The following is a 19,406-nucleotide window of genomic DNA, read 5'->3' on the forward strand; positions in this document are numbered from 1 at the left end:
GCCTTCTTAAAAGTGAACAAGCCACCACCTTAGCAGAAAAAAATCGCCAGATTGGAAAGTAAGGTCTAGATTGAATTTAGTTGCCACTGGTATGACCACATAGATAAGGCTCAACGCATGAATTCAATAATAATACCCGTAAATGAAGGCGGATTTCTGGCGGCCACGATATGGGAAAGAAGCGATGCCAAAGCGATAGTTATCCTTCACCCCGCAACGGCGGTTGTACAGGCGTTTTATAAGGGATTTGCAGAGTACCTTTTTAACAGGGGATTCAGTGTCCTCACGTACGATTACCGTGGCACGGGCCTTTCAAAGTCCGGGAAAGTCCGGAGCTACAGCGTCTCAATGTCAGACTGGATCGAGCAGGACGTCGGATGCATTACCGCCTGGGCTAAAGCGCGCTGCCCCGGTCTTAGCCTGCTGGCGGTAGGGCACAGTGTGGGTGGGCACGCCGTTCTGCTTTCGCCAGCTACGCACGCTCTGCAGCGCCGCGGTGATAGTGGCCTCACATGCCGGGGTGACAAGCACCATAAAACAGACGACAGAAAAGGTGCGAGTCTGGTGCTTATTGCGCGTTCTGGCCCCGGTTCTTTGCCGACTCTTCGGGTACATGCCTGCCAGACGTCTGGGGCTGGGCGAGGATTTACCGGCGCCAGTGATGCTTCAGTGGGGGCGCTGGAGCGCAATGTCGGGCTATTTCTACGACGATCCAGACTGGGATGCACGCCAGCGGGCAAGCGAGATAACGTTACCCGTGCTGGTGATGGGGTTTGATGATGACCCCTGGGCTAACCCTGAAGCCATTACGCGGCTGATGGCGCCAGTGCAAAACGCCAAAATCGAACGCCGCGAGATACGGCGCGCCGATTTTGGTATTCCGGCCATTGGCCATATGGGCTTTTTCCGTACCCGATGTGCGGAGAAATTATGGCCCGTCGTCGGTCAATGGCTGGAGAGTCAGTGCCCGGAGTGAACGACGCGGGCAGGGGGGCTCTGCTACCAGCGTGTCGCCTGCATATCAATCACAAAGCGATACTTAACGTCCCCTTTCAGCATGCGGGCAAAGGCAGCCTCGATATCCTCGCCGCCGATCGTTTCAACCTCGGCGGTAATATTGTGTTCGCCGCAGAAGTTCAACATCTCCTGGGTTTCCTGAATGCTGCCAATCGACGACCCGCTGATGCTTAAACGTCGGAACACCATGGGGGTAATATTCGGCGAGTTGTGTGGCTGGTCCGGAATGCCGACCAACACCAGGCGGCCATTGGTTTTCAGCGTTGCCAGATAAGGGTCCAGATCGTGCGGGGCCGCTACGCAGTCGATGATAAAATCCAGCGAGGTCTGGCAGGCAGCCATTTGCGCGGCATCTCGCGATACCACGACCTGTTTTGCCCCCAGACGACGGGCATCGTCGCCCTTCCCGGGGGAGGTGGTGAACAGCGTCACTTCCGCCCCCATCGCACTGGCAAGCTTCACGGCCATATGGCCTAATCCACCCAGACCCACCACACCCACACGATCGCCTGCTTTGACGTTGAAATGGCGTAGCGGCGACCAGACAGTCACGCCTGCACACAGCAGCGGTGCAACCCCGGCAAGCGGCAGGTTTTGCGGTACAGAAACAACAAAATGTTGATCGACAATGATGCTCTGCGCATAGCCGCCCCGGGTTCTGTCGCCGGTATATTTATCAATGCCATTGTAGGTTGCCGTAAACCCCGCCTCACAATACTGCTCTTCGTGGTGTTTGCAGAAATGGCACTCGCGGCAGGAGTCGACCATCACCCCCACACCGACGATATCACCGGGTTTAAAATGGCTGGCTTCGTCTCCAGCCTCCACCACGCGTCCGACGATTTCATGCCCCGGTACCAGGGGATACTCACTCACCGCCCATTCGTTACGCGCCATATGGAGATCGGAGTGGCACACGCCGCAATAGAGGATCTCGATTTTGACATCCTGCTTTTGTAAGGCGCGCAGCGAAACCTGGCCTGATGCTAAAGGTTGTGCCGCGTCATGTGCGACTAAAGCGTTGATTTTCATCTTACCTCAGGAATGTGCTGGTGTTGGTTAACTCAAGGGGGCAGACTATAGTCAACAGGGTTCCATATTGATAGTAGTTACCATTTGGTGACCATAAGCAGAGGGAAGAACAATGCCAGCCTGGGTTGAGGGTAAACTCTTTTTCTATGCGGACTCGCCGCCGCGCCGCCTGATGGAGCTCTTTTCAGTGAAATGGAGCACGATGGTGCTGCACGCGCTGTACCACTGGCCGGATGAACGTGCCCGCACGGGTGAGTTACAGCGCAGCCTGCAGGGGATTTCGAAGAAAATGCTGTTCCAGACGCTGAAAGAGCTGGAGCAGCGAGGGTTGATCGCCCGCCATGTATATGACGTAATCCCCCCCAAAGTCGATTACCGTCTGACCCCTCTTGGCAGAACCTTTGCCGAACCCATCGAGCAAATGTACCAATGGGGGCTAGAAAATCAGTCCGCTCTGGATGAAATGGAAGCCTGTTATCAGGCGGCGACGTCTGAAGCAGTTGTAGATCCCTGCATACAACAAAAAAAGCCGTAAGCAGTTTCCCACTCACGGCGACAGGTTCAGTGATGATCTATTCTGGCGATCAGGCTGCTTTAACGGCTCTGATTTTTTTACTGCCAGCGGTATCTGCATCTGACTCTGTTTTATCTGTTGCAGGTGCGGCATTCAGCTCAGGGAGCTTGCTGGTACGCAGAATATGCTGCACAGCCTCTTTCTGCTCGGCCAGATACAGCCCAAGATTCTCAGCCTGGGTTTCATCCATCTGCATTTCGCTTTGCAACAGCCAGTCGGTGAACGCTTCTGCCAGGTCGAGCAGTTTGTCGTGAGCGTCAGCCTCTTTCTTACTGGCAAATGTCATTTTCTCTTCACCTTTTCTTACGACAACAAATTTTGTTTCAACAGCCATTATGCGCCCTCCGTACTGTAATTATATACAGTATAACAGCTCCGGGTTTTTGTTGCAGCAAAAAATGACATCGTTATGTAGAAGGGGAAGCCACCACTCTGGTTGGCATTCCTTTACAAATTGCCGCTTGCCCGCAGGCGTGTCGCTCACTATTCTCATTGCCCATGAATATCCTGACGGGTCCGGCTCATCAAAAAAACAGGCAACTGAAAGCCATCGTGCTTCTGGTGGTTGCCTGTTTTGTCATGCTGATCTGTCTGACTCAGCGGGCGAGTATCCTGCATAACATGCAGGTGAAAGCCGCCGCGCTCACCCTGAGCGCGGAAAACAGTGTGCAGGAGGGCGTGTCGCCCGCCTTGTCCCCCTGTGAGCTCAGCGCCCACTCGCTGCTGAACGCCCAACCCCTCCATTTCGATACGCTTCTGCTGTTACCCGGTCTTCTGGTTCTGGTGTTAGCGGTGCTGATCAAAATCAGCGTCCTGCCGAGACCGGTGATCCTTTTTCGACCTCCTTTACTTCGAATACACCTCAAAAACTGCGTTTTCCGTGAATGACTGAACTGGACGTTCCTGTTTAGTTAATTTATTACGGAGAAAATAGATGAAAACCATTTTCAGGAGCCTGTGGTTCCTGTTATTCAGCCTGTCTGCGGCCTCAGCTGCGGTACCAGGCTGGTCGATGAAGCCTGAGAATTCCCATGCTCAGGTTCACGTCTGGCATGATGCGCCCGCAGAGGGGAAAGTTCGTCTGCTGCTGGACGTGACCCCTAATGAAGGGTGGAAAACCTACTGGCGTACCCCCGGTGACGGCGGCTTTCGGCCGGTGATTGCGTGGGAGCCGCAGGCCAAAACGCAGTGGCACTGGCCCCGGCCTGTCCGCTTTGATTCTGCTGGCTTCAGTTCAGTTGGCTACGATCGCCGCGTTGTGTTTCCGCTCGAAGTGGCCACCGATGAGCGGCAGCGATTACGCGGGAAACTGACGCTTTCGCTGTGCAGCACTCTCTGCGTGGTCAATACCTTCCCGCTGGATATCAACCTGGCCACCGGTCCGTCAGCGCAGTTTGCCGATGCCTGGGACAACTCGATGCGCGCGGTTCCGCCAGATAACGGCCCTGTGGCGGTTAAATCCGTCGCCGCTGACAATGACACGCTCACCGTCAAACTGACCTCCCCGGAAGGCTGGTCCCAGCCCGATCTCTTTCCTGACAACCCGACGGGAGTGAATCTGTCGCCGCCGCAGACCGCGATCCTCGGTGACACGCTGACCGCCCGGTTTAACGTCAGCGATAGCCAGGGCAAACCGCTGGTGGCCTCCGGGTTGCCGCCGCTCTCTCTGCTGGCCAGCGATGGTGCGCAGAGCCAGCAGCTCAGGGTTGATATCAGTTCGTCCACCACGCTATGGCAGATCATGGCCGTGGCGTTAGCGGGTGGCCTTATCCTCAACCTGATGCCCTGTGTTCTGCCTGTCCTCGGCATAAAACTCGCTTCGCTGATGACCCTGGCAGAAAGCAGCCGCCGTCAGACGCGGATGCATTTTCTGGCAACGGCGGCCGGGATAATGTTCTCGTTTCTGGTGCTGGCGGCGGTCATTACCGGCCTGCGGTTATCCGGGGCCTGGATTGGCTGGGGTTTTCAGTTCCAGAGCCCCTGGTTCATCGCCGCTATGGTGCTGGTGACCTGGATTTTTTGTTTCAGCCTGGCCGGCCTGCTTGAAATCCGCCTCCCTTCCGCTCTGTCCACCCGGCTGGCTACCGCCGGTGGCAACGGTATCGGCGGGAGTTTTCTTGAAGGCGCCTTTGCGACTCTGCTTGCCACACCCTGCACGGCGCCATTCCTTGGCACTGCCGTAACCTTCGCGTTAGCGGCACCGGTGCATCAGCTGTGGCTTATCTTCCTGGTGCTGGGGTTTGGGATGAGTCTTCCCTGGCTGGCGATCAGTATTGTTCCCGGCGTGGCGCGCTGGCTGCCTAAACCCGGTCCCTGGATGGGAAAACTGCGCCTGGGGCTGGTGCTCCTGATGCTGGGCTCCTGTATCTGGCTGATGTCGCTGCTGGTAAGGGAGTGGGGCGCACGCTATGTGCTGATCGGCGGCGGCCTGATGGTGGCGTTTTTCCTTTTCCGTTGCGCGAAGGCCATGCCGAACCACAAAGACAATCTGCGCAGTCTGGTGTTTGGCGTGCTGTTTGGCGCGGGGCTGTATGCTTTTCTGGCTCCCCAGCCCCAGGGGAAGGACGACTCCCCCCTGAACTGGCAACCGCTCAGCGAAGCGGCGCTCAGTGAGGCGCTGAATGCCAGAAAACGCGTGCTGGTGGATATCACCGCCGACTGGTGCCTTAACTGCCGGGTGAACGAAGTGCTGGTCCTTCATCGCCCTGAGGTGATCGCTGCCTTAAACCGCGACGACGTTGTATTGCTGCAGGGAAACTGGAGTCAGCCTTCTGCTGAAATCGAGCGATTCCTGCGCCGCTACGGCGCCAGCGGCATTCCTTTTAACGCTATTTTTGGCCCTGCAATTCCGCAGGGGCACGTGCTGCCATCCCTGCTTAGTAAAGACGCGCTGCTGACCACCCTGATGAGTGCGAATGCAGCCACATCACCTGATTTCACTGAGGAAAAATAATGAACAAGATCCTGACCCTGTTAATTTTACTGATAAGCGCCACCACTCAGGCGCAGACCACTGACTTACCTGAACCGGTTAAACAAGTGCAGAAGCAGGGCATTGAAATTATTAAGCCGTTCAGCGCTCCCGGCGGTGTGGAGGGCTGGCTGGGTAAATATCAGGACATGGGCGTCACGCTTTATCTTACCCCGGATAAAAAGCATGTGATTTCAGGCTATATGTATGATGCCGAGGGAAATAACCTGAGCGAGAAAATCATTAATGATGAGATCTATATTCCCGCCGGACGCGAGATGTGGAAGCAGCTTACCGCCGCGCCAGGGATCGCAGAAGGCAGCCCGGACGCGAAGTGCCAGGTGGTGGTATTTGCCGATCCCTTCTGCCCCTACTGCAATAAGTTCTGGCACCAGGCCCAGCCTTTTATCAAAGATAAAAGCATCAACACCAAAACCTTGTTGGTTGGCGTGATCCGCCCGGACAGCGCCCAGTATGCGGCAGCAATTCTCTCCGCGAAGGATCCGGCTAAAGTCTGGTATGACCTGGAAAGCAGCGACGGAAACACCAAACCGGCGCTGCAGGGCAACACCCCGCCTGCGGTGTTTAAGCAGATCCAGCACAATCAGCAACTGATGGAAAAACTGGGTGCCAGCGGCACGCCTGCCATTTATTACCTGAATAAGGCGCAAGCCCTGCAACAAATCATCGGCATGCCTGATGCTGAGCAAATGGCCGATCTGGTGGCCTGTAAATAAGCCACTCTGGCCATCCGTCCTGTCCGCGCCAAACGAAAGGTTGCGGACAGGACCTTGATTTATCCATCAATTCATGAATACTGTATAGATATACAGTTGAATGGATTTGATACTATGCCGTTTATCCTTCCGCGCCTTACCGCGCCAGTCAAAGCGCGCCAATAATCATGTTTGCGCTGGTAGACGTAAATAGCTTCTATGCCTCCTGCGAAACCGTGTTTCGCCCGGATCTGAAGGGGCGCCCGGTGGTGGTGCTGTCGAATAACGATGGCTGCGTCATCGCCCGCAGCGCCGAAGCGAAAGGGCTGGTGACGATGGGAGCACCCTATTTTAAGCAGAGAGAGATTTTTCGCCGCCACGGCATTGTCACCTTCAGCAGTAATTACGAACTGTACGCCGATATGAGCAACCGGGTGATGACCACCCTGGAGGAGATCACCCCGGGGGTTGAGATCTACTCCATTGATGAGGCCTTTTGCGATCTCACCGGCGTCAGCAATTGCCTCAATCTGGAGGCCTTTGGCCGTGAAATTCGACAAACGCTGCTGCAACGTACGCACCTGACCGTCGGGGTGGGTATTGCCCCCACCAAAACCCTCGCCAAGCTGGCGAATTTCGCGGCCAAAAAATGGCAGCGGCAGACCGGCGGCGTGCTCGATCTCTCCAGCGTCGAGCGGCAGCGTAAGCTGATGGCGGCGCTGCCCGTCGAGGCGGTATGGGGCGTTGGGCGGCGGTTGAGTAAAAGGCTGGATGCCATGGGGATTAAAACCGTGCTGGATCTGGCCGATACCCACACCGCCGTGATCCGCAAGCATTTCAGCGTGGTGCTGGAGCGCACCGTGCGGGAATTGCGCGGCGAGTCCTGCCTGGGGTTTGAAGAGTTTGCCCCGCACAAGCAGGAGATTATCTGCTCCCGCTCTTTTGGCGAGAAGGTGTCAGACTATGAGGCGATGCGCCAGGCCATCTGCAGCTATGCCGCGCGCGCCGCCGAAAAACTGCGGGCCGAGCACCAGTACTGCCGGTTTATCTCCGCCTTTGTGAAGACCTCGCCGTTCGCGCTGAACGAGCCTTACTATGGCAACAGCGCCTCGATTAAGCTCCTGACGCCCACCGAAGACAGCCGGGATATTATTAACGCGGCGACACGCTGTCTGGATGCCATCTGGAAAGAGGGGCTGCGCTATCAGAAAGCCGGGGTCATGCTGGGGGATTTCTTCAGCCTTGGCGTCGCGCAGCTCAATCTGTTTGATGAAAATCCTCCCCGACGCAACAGCGCAGAGCTGATGGCGGTTATCGACAAACTCAATAAAAAAGAAGGGCGTGGAACCCTCTGGTTTGCGGGGCAGGGGATTGAACAGCAATGGCAAATGAAAAGAGAAATGTTATCTCCCCGATATACCACGCGTTTTTCTGATTTATTACGGGTGAGATAAATCCTTATCCCGAAAATAGTCAGCTTATAAAAAAGAAATATAGGTGCAAAGGAAGTTTTTTATACGATATATCCCTGGTCAATTAATAATTACTGTATGGTGGTCTTTCTACTCACTTGCCCGGAGGGGCTATTCCCAACCTAAAATTTGAGTGCCCGGTTTGCACAAGTACGCGATTTCGTTTTACCACGTTCAGCCCAACGCAAACCCAACCTCATGGTGCTGTTTGTTCCGTTTGTGGAACCCGACTCACCCCTCACTCATGCGTGCCACTCCCGAAAAGGAGACGCTGGCCAAAACAGGTTGTTTAAGTGTAATGCGGGGGCCGTCCTGGGCCCTCCTGGATTATTTGTTTTTACCGCTTCGCTTACGGCACTTTTATATTAATTGAGCGTTAGTAAATTCCAGTAAATAAGAGTATCAAATCACCCGCTTTATTTTACGCTTCGCTGATGTCATCAATTAATTCTGGCCCCTGGTTTTTTACATTCCCCACTACCCGGCTAACGGCAGGCCATTGAAACGGGTCTGCGGCCATCCTCGCATTTTCATCTCAGGCTATCTTTACTTGCTTACGTCACGAATTTAACCTGTTTGCACAATTTGGCATATAGGTTAATCTTATGGAAAAGAGAACGCCGCATACTCGCTTACATATCGTTAAAACGATGGTACGAGCTGGATTGACGGCAATAACCCGTTCCGCATTGATCGGCGCAGCCCAGATGGGATTTTGCTCCAGACAGGAAGTTTTTGATGTCATCCTGACGCTGGAACCGGCTGATTTTTATAAAAGTATGACCGCCCATCACGAGCATACGTGCTGGCATGACGTGTATCGATCGGTCTACAACGGCCAACAGATTTACATAAAGTTTATTGTGACCGATGGCGTACTGGTGGTGTCATTTAAGGAGCTATGAAGATGAAATGTCCTGTTTGCGGTGGCGCGGAGCTTCAACACGAAAGCCGCGATATTGCGTATGAATACAAAGGCCAGAAAACGATCTTTCATGCCGTTAAAGGGCAGTTTTGCGATGCGTGTGATGAGATCATTTTTAGCAATGGGGAAGGGGACGAGTACTTTGCCGCCATTCTGGCGTTTAACCGTAAGGTAAACGCTGAAGAGGTCGATCCAACCTTCATCGCAAACGTGCGTAAACGCCTGAATCTGGACCAACGTCAGGCAGCCGAAATTTTTGGCGGCGGAGTCAATGCTTTTAGTCGCTATGAAACGGGGCGTGTCGCGCCGCCACGGCCATTAGTGTTGTTGTTTAAAGCGCTGGATAAACATCCTGAACTTCTGGACGAACTGAAGCAGGCTTAACCGGTCAACCTGGCCAGAAACGATGCTCAGATAATCCAGTCTTTAAGACGTGCTGATCTCATCAATTAATTCTGGCCCCTGGTTTTTCACATTCCCCACGGCCTTTGTAACGGCATGCCAGTGGAATTCGTCTGCGGGGACTGCACCCGTCTGCGCAATCTCTTCTGCTTCTTGCCCGCTCACCGACTCCCGTAGCCATTCCCGTGCTGCCTCTGGCGTTAACACCAGCGGACGCCGATCGTGGATATCCACCAGGCCTTTATCCGCCGCGGCGGTGACGATCAGAAATCCTTCCGCCTCATCGCCACGTTCAAACGGCGTGCTGCCGATGGCCGCCATAAAAATGGGTTGTCCGTCGGCGCGACAGATAAAGTAAGGCTGCTTTTTATCCCCCTCTTTTTTCCACTCGAACCAGCCATCGGCAAAGACAATCGCCCGGCCATGGTTCCACAGCGGTTTGAACATCCGGCTGCTGGCGGCGGTCTCCTGCCGGGCATTGATCAGCGGTGGCTTGTCCCACCAGCCAGGGGCGTAACCCCAGAATACCGGGTCGAGATGCAACTGATCCTCGCGCTCGCTGAGCAGTAATACTTTGGTGCCGGGCGCGACGTTATAGCGCCCGATGGGTTGCGGGTCGTAGGGGATATCGCAATCCGCTTCATCGGCCAGAAAGGCAAGATACTCTTCCCGGGTCTGCGCCTGGGCAAAACGTCCACACATAGTCACCTCCGGTGGTATATGTAAGTATTATAGGTTGTCTATTTTCCGGAAACGGGCAGGTTGCACTTGTGAGAGAGGGTATGACAGGAAAAATAATACTCACCATGCTGGCGTTTGCGGCGAACTCCGTCCTGTGCCGGGTGGCACTGACGGGCGGGCACATCGATCCGGCGACCTTCAGCGATGTGCGGATCGTCAGCGGCGCACTGTTCCTGGTGATGCTGATGAGCGTCAGAAAAAAGCCGGCATCGAAAATACATTATGACTGGCGGAGCGGTCTGGCCCTGACGCTGTATGTGCTGGCGATGTCCTGGTCCTATCTGCGGATCGATACCGGGACCGGGGCGCTGTTACTGTTCGGGACCGTGCAGACGGCAATGGTCATCTATGGCTGGCGGCAGGGAGAAAAAATCGGTGTGCTGAAGGGCGCGGGGCTGTTGCTGGCGGTCGCTGGAACCCTGCTGCTCCTGCTCCCCGGCGCGCATGCCCCGGAACCAACCAGTGCGTTGATGATGATCGGCTCCGGGCTGGCCTGGGCGTACTACTCTGTGAAAGGGAAAAGTATGCCGGAAGCCATACCGGCGACGACCGGGAATTTTATCCTCGCCGTACCTTTCACCGTCATTCTCTCGCTCTTGCTGTCCGGGGACAGATTTACCAGCGCACCCGGACTGTTATTAGCCATGACGTCCGGGGCACTGGCATCAGGCGCGGCTTATGCTCTGTGGTATACGCTGCTGCCGAAGATGAAAGCCATGACCGCAAGTACGGTGCAGCTTAGCGTTCCCTGCCTTGCCACTCTGGGCGGCGTGGTGCTGCTCGGCGAAACCTTCAGCCTGCGCATGCTGGTGTCGATGTGTGCCGTGCTGCTCGGCATTACGCTGGTCATTCGGGCCCGTGATGCTCGCTGATGGCCTGCGCCGCGCAGATGAGGGCGAGATGGCTCAGACCCTGGGGCATATTGCCCACCCACTCGCCGGTGCGGGTATCAAACATCTCATTGAAGGTTTCAACGTTGCCGCGGTGACACAGCGTCTCCAGAATTTCCTCCATCATCTCCTCGCCAACCGCTGGCTTGCCCATCGAGGCCCAGGCCTCAGCCAGCCAGAATGAACAGGCGATGAAGGTGCTCTCCTCCTGCTCGACACCGCTGTAGCGGTAGACCATCGCGCTGTTATGGCCCAGCTCGCGATGGATAGCCTCATAGGTCAGCTTCATGCGTTTCGGGTTCACTTTCATGCCGTAGCGTGAAACCAGCGCCAGGGAGGCGTCCAGCTGCCCGCCGTCCCCGACGTAAAAGCAGTAGGACTGATGGGTCTCCGACCAGCAGTGCTCCTCAACCCAGTCGCGGATCCGGTCCCGCTCGCGTTCCCAGCGCGCCTTCCATGTCGGTTCGATATGGCTGTGCTCCGCCAGCACCACGGCGCAGTCCAGCGCCAGCCAACAGGACATTTTCGAGTGAGTGTAGTGACGCTCTTCCGGCAGCTCCCAGATCCCGGAGTCCTTCATGCGCCAGCGGTCGGCGCACTGATTGGCAAGATGCCCGAGGAAGCGCGAGGTGCCCGTATCCAGAATATGGCCCGCTTCGACAAACAGTTTTGCCACGCCAAGCATATCGGCATACATGCTCAACTGACGCTGGTCGCGGGCGTTATTGCCAATGCGTACCGGCTGCGAACCCCGATAGCCCTGGAGTTCCGCGTAACGCTCCGCCGGGACCAGTTCGCCTTCGAGGGTATAGCAGGCCTGCATCTCCGGGCCGTGTTTGATAATGGTTTTCGACAGCCAGGAAAACGCCGCCTTACATTCCTCAAGGGTGCCGAGGAAGGTAAAAGCTTTGATGATCAGGCAGGCATCTCTCACCCAGGCAAAGCGGTAGTCGTAGTTTTTCTCGCCGCCGATCCCTTCCGGCAGGGAGGTGGTGGCCGCCGCGGCCAGCGCGCCGGTTGGTGAATACCAGAGGAACTTCAGCGCCAGCGCGGAACGGATAACGTGATCTTTATACAGGCCGTCATATTTGAGCCCCTTCACCCAGTCCTGCCAGGCGGTGTGGCTGGTTTCAATGCGGTTATCAATCGCCTGAATGTCCGGCACCGCCAGCGGTTCGCTCTGGGTCACAAGCAGGGCGACAACTTCCCGGCTTCCCTTTTTGAGGGTGATCTCCGCTTCGATCTCTTCGTCATCAGCGTGAGTAATAACCACGTTTTCGCTGGTGTGCAGCATCGCCATCAGGTCGCCGATATGGTAAACGCTCCCCTTGAAGGTATCTGACCGCCAGGGCGAGCGCGTTTCGACCATCGTCCCGAAGCGCAGATGGAGCCGGAAAGGCACGGTGCCGCGGACGCCTTCCAGCCGCCGGGCCAGTTCACTCCAGGGCAGACGCCCCGCCAGGGTGCTGTTAATCGATTCGGTTAACAACACCGTGCCATCTTTGGTCTCAAAACGGGTTTCCAGCACGTTGCTGTCATCGCGATAGGCGCGCGAGACGGTATAGTCCACCGCAGGGGTCAGGCTGAAAAAACCACCGATGGTCGGGTCCAGTAGTCGGTCGAATAGGGGCGGGGAGTCGAGATTGGGCGCGCTCCACCAGTCGATCGAACCATCCGGGGCGATGAGCGCCACCGAGCGGCCCTCACCGATCGCGGCATAATCCCCCAGACCAATAAATCCTTCCTCGCGCAACGGCATAGTGTATTTAGCATTTTTCAAATGAGTCATCCCTTAGTCTGGCGTGTGTCGTCACGTTGTGGTGATGCACATAAAGCCTGGCATAATGTGATGGATATCGCGCTTTCAGGGGGAACATTTGAGAATTCAGCCCGTTAACGGGCTGAAGTTCAGGCGGGTTACTTATCTGCTGACATTTTCATCTGCTCGGCAGATTTAAGATGCTGCTCAACGACCGGCGTGTGCGCGTCCGCCAGGGCCTTCACATCGGGATCCTTAATGTTTTTGGCGTCACTTTGCAGTTTCGACAACACCATTTTGTGGTCTTTGGTGCCGGCGTTCTCCATATACATCTTGTCAAACGCGTCGCCGCTCTCTTTTTCCAGCTTGTCAGCCATGGCCTTGTGTTGGGCGTCTGGCTCAGTCGGCAGCGTCACGTCCTTCTGCTTAGCCACCGTCTGGACTTTGGTCAGGGCAGCGCCGTGGTCATCGACCATCTTCTGGGCGAAGGCTTTGACGTCGCTGCTTTTGGCCTTGCTCAGGGCGATCTTAGCGGCGGCAACTTCATTGATATTGGCCTGCGCCATGTCCTTCAACGCTTTTTCGTCGCCGGAGTCCAGCTTAGCCATGGAGCCGGTCGAGCTGGTCTGGGCTGAGGCGTCACTCTGCGCGGCGCTCGTCGACTGGGCCTGCACGCCAGCAGTACCGAACATGGCGGCGACTGCTGAGGCAATCAGCAGCACTTTCAGGTTATTACGCTTTTGCATGTTGTTCTCCTGATGGTCATGGGTAGGGTTGATGTCAGATCATTAACCGTGCATTTCCTGCTGTCCAAATTACAACTGCAATGGTCAGTATAGTGGATGGGTGGGGTGTGGCAGCAGATTCAGCTATTGTCCTGGTCGGAGGGCGGCAGGAAATGACGAGAGCAAGGCGCTTGCCCACGGCTCGGTTGTACAAATGGTTACACGCGGTTCGTTTACCAAAATTTACGATGATGATATGTTATGTGATAACAATACACATCAATGACGCCTCCACTTTGCGTCCGAAACTCAAACGCCATGCAACCCTCTCAGGCTCGATATTCATTAGCATCCTCTAAGGCCTTACTCGCCGCCAGAGTCGTTTTTGGGCTCGGTGCGACAATTTTTCTTATGCTCATGACGGCGCTGATCGCGCAATTTTTCGCGCCATCTTCCCGGTGGCCGGCGTTGTTATGCAGCAACGCCGGGGCGCTGATGCTGTTAGCGGTCGCGTGGTATCACGCCCAGCGGATTTGCCAGTGGCGCGCGGACATCTGCTCGCCGCCGCTCAACACTGAAGAGGTTCTGACAGCAACGGCACCCCAGTTGAGCATGTATCAGCGCCTCGGCGGGTTGCTCCCCGTTAATTTCAGGCGCGTCGGGGCACTGCTTAACAGTGAGGGGGTAGGGCTCGCCGTAATGGCGGTCCTGGTGATGGGTGTTGCGCTTGCGGGGTGGGGCGCAAATTACGTCGCGCTGGATGACGGCAGGCTGCGATGGGGGGCGGTGGGTATTATTGCGACAGCGATGTTTGCCGTGCTGGTTGCTGAACGGCATATGGCGGCAACGGCCAACGAAGCCTGGCCGGAAGCAAAATTTATCGCGCCGATATTGCGCCTGACGCTGGTGGTGCAATGCCTCTCGTTACCGCTGTTCGTTTTTCCCACCCTCAATATCGCACTCTTCATCAATCTGCCCGCCGTAGTGGTGCTGGCGGTGGCGATTGAGTTCCTGCTGCGCGGCCTGTTCTCGCTCTTTATGCCGCCGAAAACCGAAGAGGCTGAACCTGACTATCTGGCAAAAAGCCAGCTGGCGGCCCAGCTTGTCTGGCCCCCGCGCCCGATGCTGTTTTTACAACACGAAATCCATCAGCACTTTGGCATCGATCTGCGCCAGCTATGGGCGTTAACGGTTCTGAAGCGCGTTTTTATGCCGGTACTGACGGTGATGATCGTCTGCGGCTGGTTGCTGACCGGGTTTAAGCAGGTTTCCACCACACAACGCGGGATCTACGAACGGTTCGGCAAACCGGTGACGGTGCTGCACGCAGGGCTGCATTACGGGCTGCCATGGCCTTTTGGGCAGGTGAAGTTAACCGAAAACGGCCAGGTACATGAACTGGCCGCCGGGGAACAGGACGATACCGCACCCGAGCCGCTGGCCAGTGCCGAAGGTAATGCTCCACCAGGGGCAGACCGTCTCTGGGACGCGATCCACAGTTTTGATAAAGCCCAGATCATCGCCAGCCAAAGTGATGACCAGCAGAGCCTGCAAATCATCAACAGCGACGTGCGTTTTATGTGGCGCATTGGCTTGACCGATAACGCGGCACTGGCGGCAACTTACCGCAGCAACAATCTGCTGGCGCTGATCCGCAGCACCGCCAATCAGGTGCTGGTGCATCAATTTTCCTCACTCACGCTGGAACAGTTACTCGGGGAGCAGCGCAACGCCTTAGCCAGCCTGATTAACCGGGCAGTACAGCAAAAACTCGACGCCTTACACAGCGGCGTTGAATTGCTCTCTACCGTGGTCGAAGCCATTCACCCGCCAGCCGGTGCCGCCGATGCGTTTCACGGCGTGCAGGCGGCACAAATCTCCGCTCAGGCGCTGGTGGCACGCGAGCGCGGTCATGCCGCTGAACTGGCCGCCAGCGCGCAAACCCTGGCGACCACTCGCCGGAACCAGGCGCAAATGAATGCCACCGATATGACCAGCAAGGCGCAGGCCACGGCAGTCAGCTTTGCCGCGCAAAAGCAGGCGGTCGCGCACGCCGGGCAGGTCTTTATCGACGAATTATGGTTTAGTCAGTTGCGCCAGACGCTCGGCCATAGCCCACTGCTGATTATCGACAGCCGCATTGGTGCGGGTGCATCCCCGACCATCGATCTGCGCGAATTTCCCTCATTGAACGCCGCAGCACGCCGCGATATGCCTGCAAAACCGACCCAGGAGCCATCCCGTTGAGTCATTCACATCATCATGGTTGCAGCCACGGCTGTAGCCACCACCATCATTCAGTCGGGCCTGCAACGGGCGGCTGGAAGCGTATTGCCGGGGCGGGTTTACTGGTGCTGGTTCTTGTTGCGGCGGCCAGTCTGGTGCAGGTCCGCTCGGGTGAATCGCTGATTATCACCCGCTTTGGCAACCCGGTGCGCGTGCTGCTTAACCCCGGCCTGGCATGGCGTCTGCCTGCGCCGTTTGAAACGGCAACCACCGTGGATCTGCGCATGCGCACCACCTCGAGCGGCTTGCAGGATGTCGGCACCCGGGATGGGCTGCGCATTATCGTGCAGTCTTACGCGGTCTGGCAGGTTGATAACACCCCGGAACATGTGCAGCGCTTCCTGCGTGCGGTGCAAAACCAGCCCGATGAAGCGGCGCGGCAAATCCGGGCATATTTAGGATCGGCGCTGGAAACCACCACCAGCGGATTTACCCTTTCACAACTGGTGAATACCGACAGCACGCAGGTGCAACTCAGCGAGTTTGAATCACACCTGCAGGCGCAAATCAGCCAGCCGCTGCTGGAAAGCTACGGCATTCGCCTGGTGCAGGTGGGAACCGAACGCCTGACGCTCCCGGCGGTGACGCTGAATGCCACCGTCGACCGGATGCGCGCCGAACGTGAAACCATCGCCACCGCGCGCACCGCCGAAGGCAAACGTGCCGCAGCGGAAATCCGTTCGGCGGCAGAGCGCGACGCGCGCATTGTGGAGGCGCAGGCACAGGTTCAGGCCGCCGACATTGAAGCGCAGTCGCAGGCGCAGGCGGCAGAAATCTACGCTAAGGCTTACGCCAGTTCACCGCAGCTTTACCGCCTGTTGCGTCAGCTTGATGCCCTGAGCGGCGTGGTGAACGCCAGTACCCGCCTGGTATTACGCACCGATGCTGCCCCTTTCAACCTGTTAGTCGATGGCCCGAAACTGGATAAAACCCATGAGTGAGAGGCAAAAACCTGCCGGGCCCTGGACGCAGTCCATCCACCTCGCTTTTTATGCCTTGCTTGGGTTGACGCTTATAGCCGCCTCAAGCTGGCTGTTTTCGAACATCCGCCAGGTGCCTGCTGACAGTCGCGCCGTGGTGCTGCATTTTGGCGCCCTGCAACGCGTTGCCGAACCCGGATTATTGCTGAGCTGGCCGAAGCCGATTGATGAGGTGGTGATGGTGCCTGCACCTGACCGGGTTATTGAACATCGCGTAACTGCGCTGTTGCGCTCGCCCGACGCGCTGGAGGCGGGTACAAGTGATGCGCTAGCCGGTTCAGGCTATTTACTCACCGGCGATGCGGGCGTGGTGCAGTTGGATATCAGCGTCTTTTACCGCGTCAACAGCCCGGCAGATTATGTGTTGCAGGGCGAACACGTAATCCCCGCCCTCGACCGCCTGGTGGAGCGCGCGGCGGTGGCGGTCTGTGCTGCCCGCGATCTCGACAGGATCCTGGTGGCTCGCCCGGAGATGGTCAGCAACGACATGAACGTGGCCCAACAGCGCGAACGCCTGCGCACCGATGTTCAGCACAACATCGAGCATAATCTGCAACGCCTTGCCCGGGCCGGCAGTTCGCCCGGCATTACCCTTGAGCGCGTCACCGTACAATCGATGCTGCCTGCCACAACAGTCACCGCCTTTAATGGCGTACTCACGGCCAGCCAGATGGCCTCACAGGTGATTGCTACGGCGAATACGGAGGCGTCTGTCATTCGGCAAAAAGCCACTCAACATGCTGACCAGATACGCCAGACTGCCCAGGCACAGGCCCGGGAAAAGGTCGCCAAAGCGCAGGCCGACACCGCGATGGTTACGCGATTAGCGAACACGCCGCAGGATCCGGATCTGCTGGCGCGCGTTTACCGGGAACGCATTGCGGCAATTCTGGCCCAGGCGGCATCTGTCATTACCGTTGCACCGCAGGATGATGCCAGGCTGATCCTGCAGGCAGCCGGGCAAAAGGAACCTTCTCCACGATGAGCACCGATTCAATGAATCCAGGTGGCGCGTTAAGTCACCAGGAACAGCGCAACATTGCCCAACGGCTGATTCTGGCCATGCTGGCCAGCGGCACGTTAATTCTCGGCCTGCTGTGGCGCGCCCTGGCACCGGAGCAGGTGGCCGTCGCCGATATGCTGCTGGGGGCCGCCTCGTTGATGGTCGGCATTCCGGTGTTGCGCCACGCCGTTTACAGCCTGCGCTATCCAGATCTGCACGGCATTACCGATCAGCTGGTGGCGCTGGCGCTGCTGGGGGCGTGGGCAACAGGAGATATGCTCACCGCCGCACTGCTGCCGCTGATCATGACCGTCGGGCATATTCTTGAAGAACGCAGCGTGATTGGCTCGCAAGAGGCCATCGAGGCCCTTAGCAAGCTTACCCGTAGCCGCGCGCGGCGTGTTGCTGCCGACGGCAAACTGCATGATGTCGACAACCACGACCTGGTAGCAGGGGATATCGTGGAGGTGAGGGCGGGCGACCGTTTGCCCGCCGACGGGCGCGTGCTGGAAGGGCAGGCGAGCCTGGATACCGCGCCGATCACCGGTGAATCCGTGCCGCTGGAAGTGAAACCGGGGATGGACGTGTATGGCGGCGCGATCAACCTCGACGGACGGTTGCGTATTGAAGTCACGCGCACCGGCGAAACCTCAACGCTCGGACGTGTTATCGCGCTAATGCAAAGCGCGGAGCAGGCCAGCCCGCCGATTACCCGCCTGCTGGAGCGTCATGCGGCCCGCTACTTGCTGCTGGTGTTACTGATCGCCGCCAGCACCTGGTTTTTAACGCAGAATAACCAGGCAATGCTCGCCGTGCTGGTGGCCGCTTGCCCTTGCGCGTTGGTGCTGTCTGCCCCTGCGACCTCCATTGCTGGCCTGACCGTTGCCGCGCGACACGGTATTTTGATTCGCGGTGCCGCGTTCCTCGAAGAACTCGCCGAGCTCAATGCGGTGATTATCGACAAAACCGGCACGCTCACCCACGGCAGACTGCAACTGCATGAACTGCGTCCGGAAGCGGGTGAATCGCCGGAGGCGCTGGCGGCACTGGCGGCCAGTCTCGGTACAACCAGCAATCACCCGGTGAGTTGCGCGCTGGTCAACATCGCGCCACAAGGCGCGTGGCCTGCGCTGCAAAATGTGCATGAGTATCAGGGCCTCGGCGTATCCGCCACAACCGCAGCGGGCGAGGCATGGCTTGGCAGATATGCATTACTGGCAACCCAGGTCGCGGATTTACCGCCGGAACCCCTGCACGACGGGCCGATAGTGGGCCTGGTGCTGGCGGGGCGCTTCCGGGGCTGGATTTTACTTGCCGACAGCCTTCGCGAAGAAGCGCACGACGCGATGGCGCAACTGCGCGACCTTGGCCTTCATCAGCAACTCTTACTCACCGGCGATCGCCTGACCGTGGCACAACGTATCGCCAAAAAGGTCGGTATTAACCAGGTTATCGCCGGCGCGTTGCCCGCCGACAAACTGCACCAGGTGAAAGAGCAGATCGATAACGGCTTCCGCCCGATGGTGGTTGGCGATGGGATCAACGATTCGCTGGCGATAAAAGCAGGCGTGGTCGGCGTAGCGATAGGGGCAGGTGGTTCAGATATTGCCATGGCATCAGCGGATATCGTGTTGATTGGCGGAGACTTACGTCGCCTCGGCACCTGCGTGCGCTTAAGCCGCCGCTGTCGCCGCACGCTGCACATTAACGTGATGATTGGCCTTGGCTGGACGCTGGTCATTGTCGCTGCCGCCGCGTTTGGGTGGTTAGGTGCATCGGGTGCAATAATCGCGGCGATTTTGCACAATATGAGTACCCTGCTGGTGCTGGGCAATGCCGGACGGCTGTTACGGTTTGAGGAGAATATGTAATTGGGGTTAGTTAGCTGGCGATGATAAAGATGTCCGCCTGGT

General features: G+C 57.3%; 17 protein-coding genes and 1 pseudogene. 13 read left to right on the forward strand and 5 right to left on the reverse strand.

Translation table 11 applies throughout. The features are described from left to right. The first annotated feature begins 117 nt into the window (after positions 1–117). Positions 118–976 (forward strand): annotated as a pseudogene (locus M8318_RS06625) (alpha/beta hydrolase family protein). 23 nt (positions 977–999) lie between these two features. Here the strand turns inward: M8318_RS06625 and M8318_RS06630 are convergent. Further along, a complete protein-coding gene (locus M8318_RS06630) occupies positions 1,000–2,049 on the reverse strand; it encodes an NAD(P)-dependent alcohol dehydrogenase (protein WP_262661573.1) in 1,050 nt (349 codons plus the stop codon). A 112-nt stretch (positions 2,050–2,161) separates the two neighbouring features. Here M8318_RS06630 and M8318_RS06635 point away from each other — a divergent pair, with 112 nt between their 5' ends. Continuing rightward, positions 2,162–2,584: a winged helix-turn-helix transcriptional regulator gene (locus tag M8318_RS06635; protein ID WP_262661575.1), complete on the forward strand. Its 423-nt coding sequence runs from the start codon at positions 2,162–2,164 to the stop codon at positions 2,582–2,584. Positions 2,585–2,633: 49 nt separating this feature from the next. Here the strand turns inward: M8318_RS06635 and M8318_RS06640 are convergent, their stop codons facing one another. Next, the gene (locus tag M8318_RS06640) at positions 2,634–2,957 is read right to left on the reverse strand and encodes a YebG family protein (protein ID WP_166182577.1); all 324 of its coding nucleotides are present in this window, start codon (positions 2,955–2,957) and stop codon (positions 2,634–2,636) included. Positions 2,958–3,121: 164 nt separating this feature from the next. Here M8318_RS06640 and M8318_RS06645 point away from each other — a divergent pair, with 164 nt between their 5' ends. The 6 genes from M8318_RS06645 (at position 3,122) to M8318_RS06670 (ending at position 9,091) form a co-directional block, all read left to right on the forward strand. Beyond that, positions 3,122–3,511 carry a copper-binding protein gene (locus M8318_RS06645; RefSeq protein ID WP_262661577.1) on the forward strand — a complete coding sequence of 130 codons (390 nt, stop codon included), beginning with the start codon at positions 3,122–3,124 and terminating at the stop codon, positions 3,509–3,511. A gap of 46 nt (positions 3,512–3,557) precedes the next feature. Beyond that, positions 3,558–5,576, forward strand: coding sequence for a protein-disulfide reductase DsbD family protein (locus tag M8318_RS06650; RefSeq protein ID WP_262661579.1), 2,019 nt, complete (start codon positions 3,558–3,560; stop codon positions 5,574–5,576). Continuing rightward, positions 5,576–6,331, forward strand: coding sequence for a thiol:disulfide interchange protein DsbG (dsbG, locus tag M8318_RS06655; protein ID WP_262661581.1), 756 nt, complete (start codon positions 5,576–5,578; stop codon positions 6,329–6,331). The genes M8318_RS06650 and dsbG overlap by 1 nt, the downstream gene beginning before the upstream one ends. A 167-nt stretch (positions 6,332–6,498) precedes the next feature. Then, a complete protein-coding gene (locus M8318_RS06660; protein WP_262661582.1) occupies positions 6,499–7,764 on the forward strand; it encodes a Y-family DNA polymerase in 1,266 nt (421 codons plus the stop codon). Between the two features lie 623 nt (positions 7,765–8,387). Beyond that, positions 8,388–8,687, forward strand: a complete 300-nt coding sequence (locus tag M8318_RS06665; protein WP_262661584.1) for a type II toxin-antitoxin system MqsR family toxin — start codon at positions 8,388–8,390, stop codon at positions 8,685–8,687. 2 nt (positions 8,688–8,689) lie between these two features. Next, positions 8,690–9,091, forward strand: coding sequence for a type II TA system antitoxin MqsA family protein (locus tag M8318_RS06670; RefSeq protein WP_106993028.1), 402 nt, complete (start codon positions 8,690–8,692; stop codon positions 9,089–9,091). Positions 9,092–9,133: 42 nt separating this feature from the next. On the opposite strand, the gene M8318_RS06675 is transcribed toward M8318_RS06670, so the two are convergent. Then, entirely contained in the window at positions 9,134–9,811 is a 678-nt protein-coding gene (locus M8318_RS06675; protein WP_262661587.1) for an SOS response-associated peptidase, read from the reverse strand. Between the two features lie 80 nt (positions 9,812–9,891). Here M8318_RS06675 and M8318_RS06680 point away from each other — a divergent pair, with 80 nt between their 5' ends. Next, entirely contained in the window at positions 9,892–10,722 is an 831-nt protein-coding gene (locus M8318_RS06680; RefSeq protein WP_262661588.1) for a DMT family transporter, read from the forward strand. On the opposite strand, the gene M8318_RS06685 is transcribed toward M8318_RS06680, so the two are convergent. Both M8318_RS06685 and M8318_RS06690 read right to left on the reverse strand, forming a co-directional pair. Next, complete coding sequence (locus tag M8318_RS06685) at positions 10,697–12,529, reverse strand: glycoside hydrolase family 15 protein (RefSeq protein WP_262661590.1); 1,833 nt, start codon at positions 12,527–12,529, stop codon at positions 10,697–10,699. The genes M8318_RS06680 and M8318_RS06685 overlap by 26 nt on opposite strands. A 128-nt stretch (positions 12,530–12,657) precedes the next feature. After that, entirely contained in the window at positions 12,658–13,245 is a 588-nt protein-coding gene (locus M8318_RS06690; protein ID WP_262661593.1) for a DUF4142 domain-containing protein, read from the reverse strand. 474 nt (positions 13,246–13,719) lie between these two features. Here M8318_RS06690 and hflK point away from each other — a divergent pair, with 474 nt between their 5' ends. The 4 genes from hflK to M8318_RS06710 are packed head-to-tail and all read left to right on the forward strand — an operon-like array spanning position 13,720 to position 19,364. Next, positions 13,720–15,471: a protease modulator HflK gene (hflK, locus tag M8318_RS06695; RefSeq protein WP_262661594.1), complete on the forward strand. Its 1,752-nt coding sequence runs from the start codon at positions 13,720–13,722 to the stop codon at positions 15,469–15,471. After that, positions 15,468–16,451, forward strand: a complete 984-nt coding sequence (gene hflC / locus M8318_RS06700) for a protease modulator HflC (RefSeq protein ID WP_262661595.1) — start codon at positions 15,468–15,470, stop codon at positions 16,449–16,451. Before hflK ends, hflC begins: the two co-directional genes overlap by 4 nt. Further along, complete coding sequence (locus tag M8318_RS06705; RefSeq protein ID WP_262661596.1) at positions 16,444–17,475, forward strand: SPFH domain-containing protein; 1,032 nt, start codon at positions 16,444–16,446, stop codon at positions 17,473–17,475. Before hflC ends, M8318_RS06705 begins: the two co-directional genes overlap by 8 nt. Next, complete coding sequence (locus M8318_RS06710; protein ID WP_262661597.1) at positions 17,472–19,364, forward strand: heavy metal translocating P-type ATPase; 1,893 nt, start codon at positions 17,472–17,474, stop codon at positions 19,362–19,364. Before M8318_RS06705 ends, M8318_RS06710 begins: the two co-directional genes overlap by 4 nt. Positions 19,365–19,406: the final 42 nt, after the last annotated feature.

It is taken from the genome of Leclercia tamurae, from assembly GCF_025566055.1.
GTDB lineage: Bacteria > Pseudomonadota > Gammaproteobacteria > Enterobacterales > Enterobacteriaceae > Enterobacter > Enterobacter tamurae.

Excerpts from the sequence above, each read along its gene's own strand:
- M8318_RS06630 (WP_262661573.1), bottom strand. The coding sequence starts at position 2,049 with ATGAAAATCAACGCTTTAGTCGCACATGACGCGGCACAACCTTTAGCA.
- M8318_RS06635 (WP_262661575.1), top strand. The coding sequence starts at position 2,162 with ATGCCAGCCTGGGTTGAGGGTAAACTCTTTTTCTATGCGGACTCGCCG.
- M8318_RS06640 (WP_166182577.1), bottom strand. The coding sequence starts at position 2,957 with ATGGCTGTTGAAACAAAATTTGTTGTCGTAAGAAAAGGTGAAGAGAAA.
- M8318_RS06645 (WP_262661577.1), top strand. The coding sequence starts at position 3,122 with ATGAATATCCTGACGGGTCCGGCTCATCAAAAAAACAGGCAACTGAAA.
- M8318_RS06650 (WP_262661579.1), top strand. The coding sequence starts at position 3,558 with ATGAAAACCATTTTCAGGAGCCTGTGGTTCCTGTTATTCAGCCTGTCT.
- dsbG (WP_262661581.1), top strand. The coding sequence starts at position 5,576 with ATGAACAAGATCCTGACCCTGTTAATTTTACTGATAAGCGCCACCACT.
- M8318_RS06660 (WP_262661582.1), top strand. The coding sequence starts at position 6,499 with ATGTTTGCGCTGGTAGACGTAAATAGCTTCTATGCCTCCTGCGAAACC.
- M8318_RS06665 (WP_262661584.1), top strand. The coding sequence starts at position 8,388 with ATGGAAAAGAGAACGCCGCATACTCGCTTACATATCGTTAAAACGATG.
- M8318_RS06670 (WP_106993028.1), top strand. The coding sequence starts at position 8,690 with ATGAAATGTCCTGTTTGCGGTGGCGCGGAGCTTCAACACGAAAGCCGC.
- M8318_RS06675 (WP_262661587.1), bottom strand. The coding sequence starts at position 9,811 with ATGTGTGGACGTTTTGCCCAGGCGCAGACCCGGGAAGAGTATCTTGCC.
- M8318_RS06680 (WP_262661588.1), top strand. The coding sequence starts at position 9,892 with ATGACAGGAAAAATAATACTCACCATGCTGGCGTTTGCGGCGAACTCC.
- M8318_RS06685 (WP_262661590.1), bottom strand. The coding sequence starts at position 12,529 with ATGACTCATTTGAAAAATGCTAAATACACTATGCCGTTGCGCGAGGAA.
- M8318_RS06690 (WP_262661593.1), bottom strand. The coding sequence starts at position 13,245 with ATGCAAAAGCGTAATAACCTGAAAGTGCTGCTGATTGCCTCAGCAGTC.
- hflK (WP_262661594.1), top strand. The coding sequence starts at position 13,720 with ATGCTGTTAGCGGTCGCGTGGTATCACGCCCAGCGGATTTGCCAGTGG.
- M8318_RS06705 (WP_262661596.1), top strand. The coding sequence starts at position 16,444 with ATGAGTGAGAGGCAAAAACCTGCCGGGCCCTGGACGCAGTCCATCCAC.
- M8318_RS06710 (WP_262661597.1), top strand. The coding sequence starts at position 17,472 with ATGAGCACCGATTCAATGAATCCAGGTGGCGCGTTAAGTCACCAGGAA.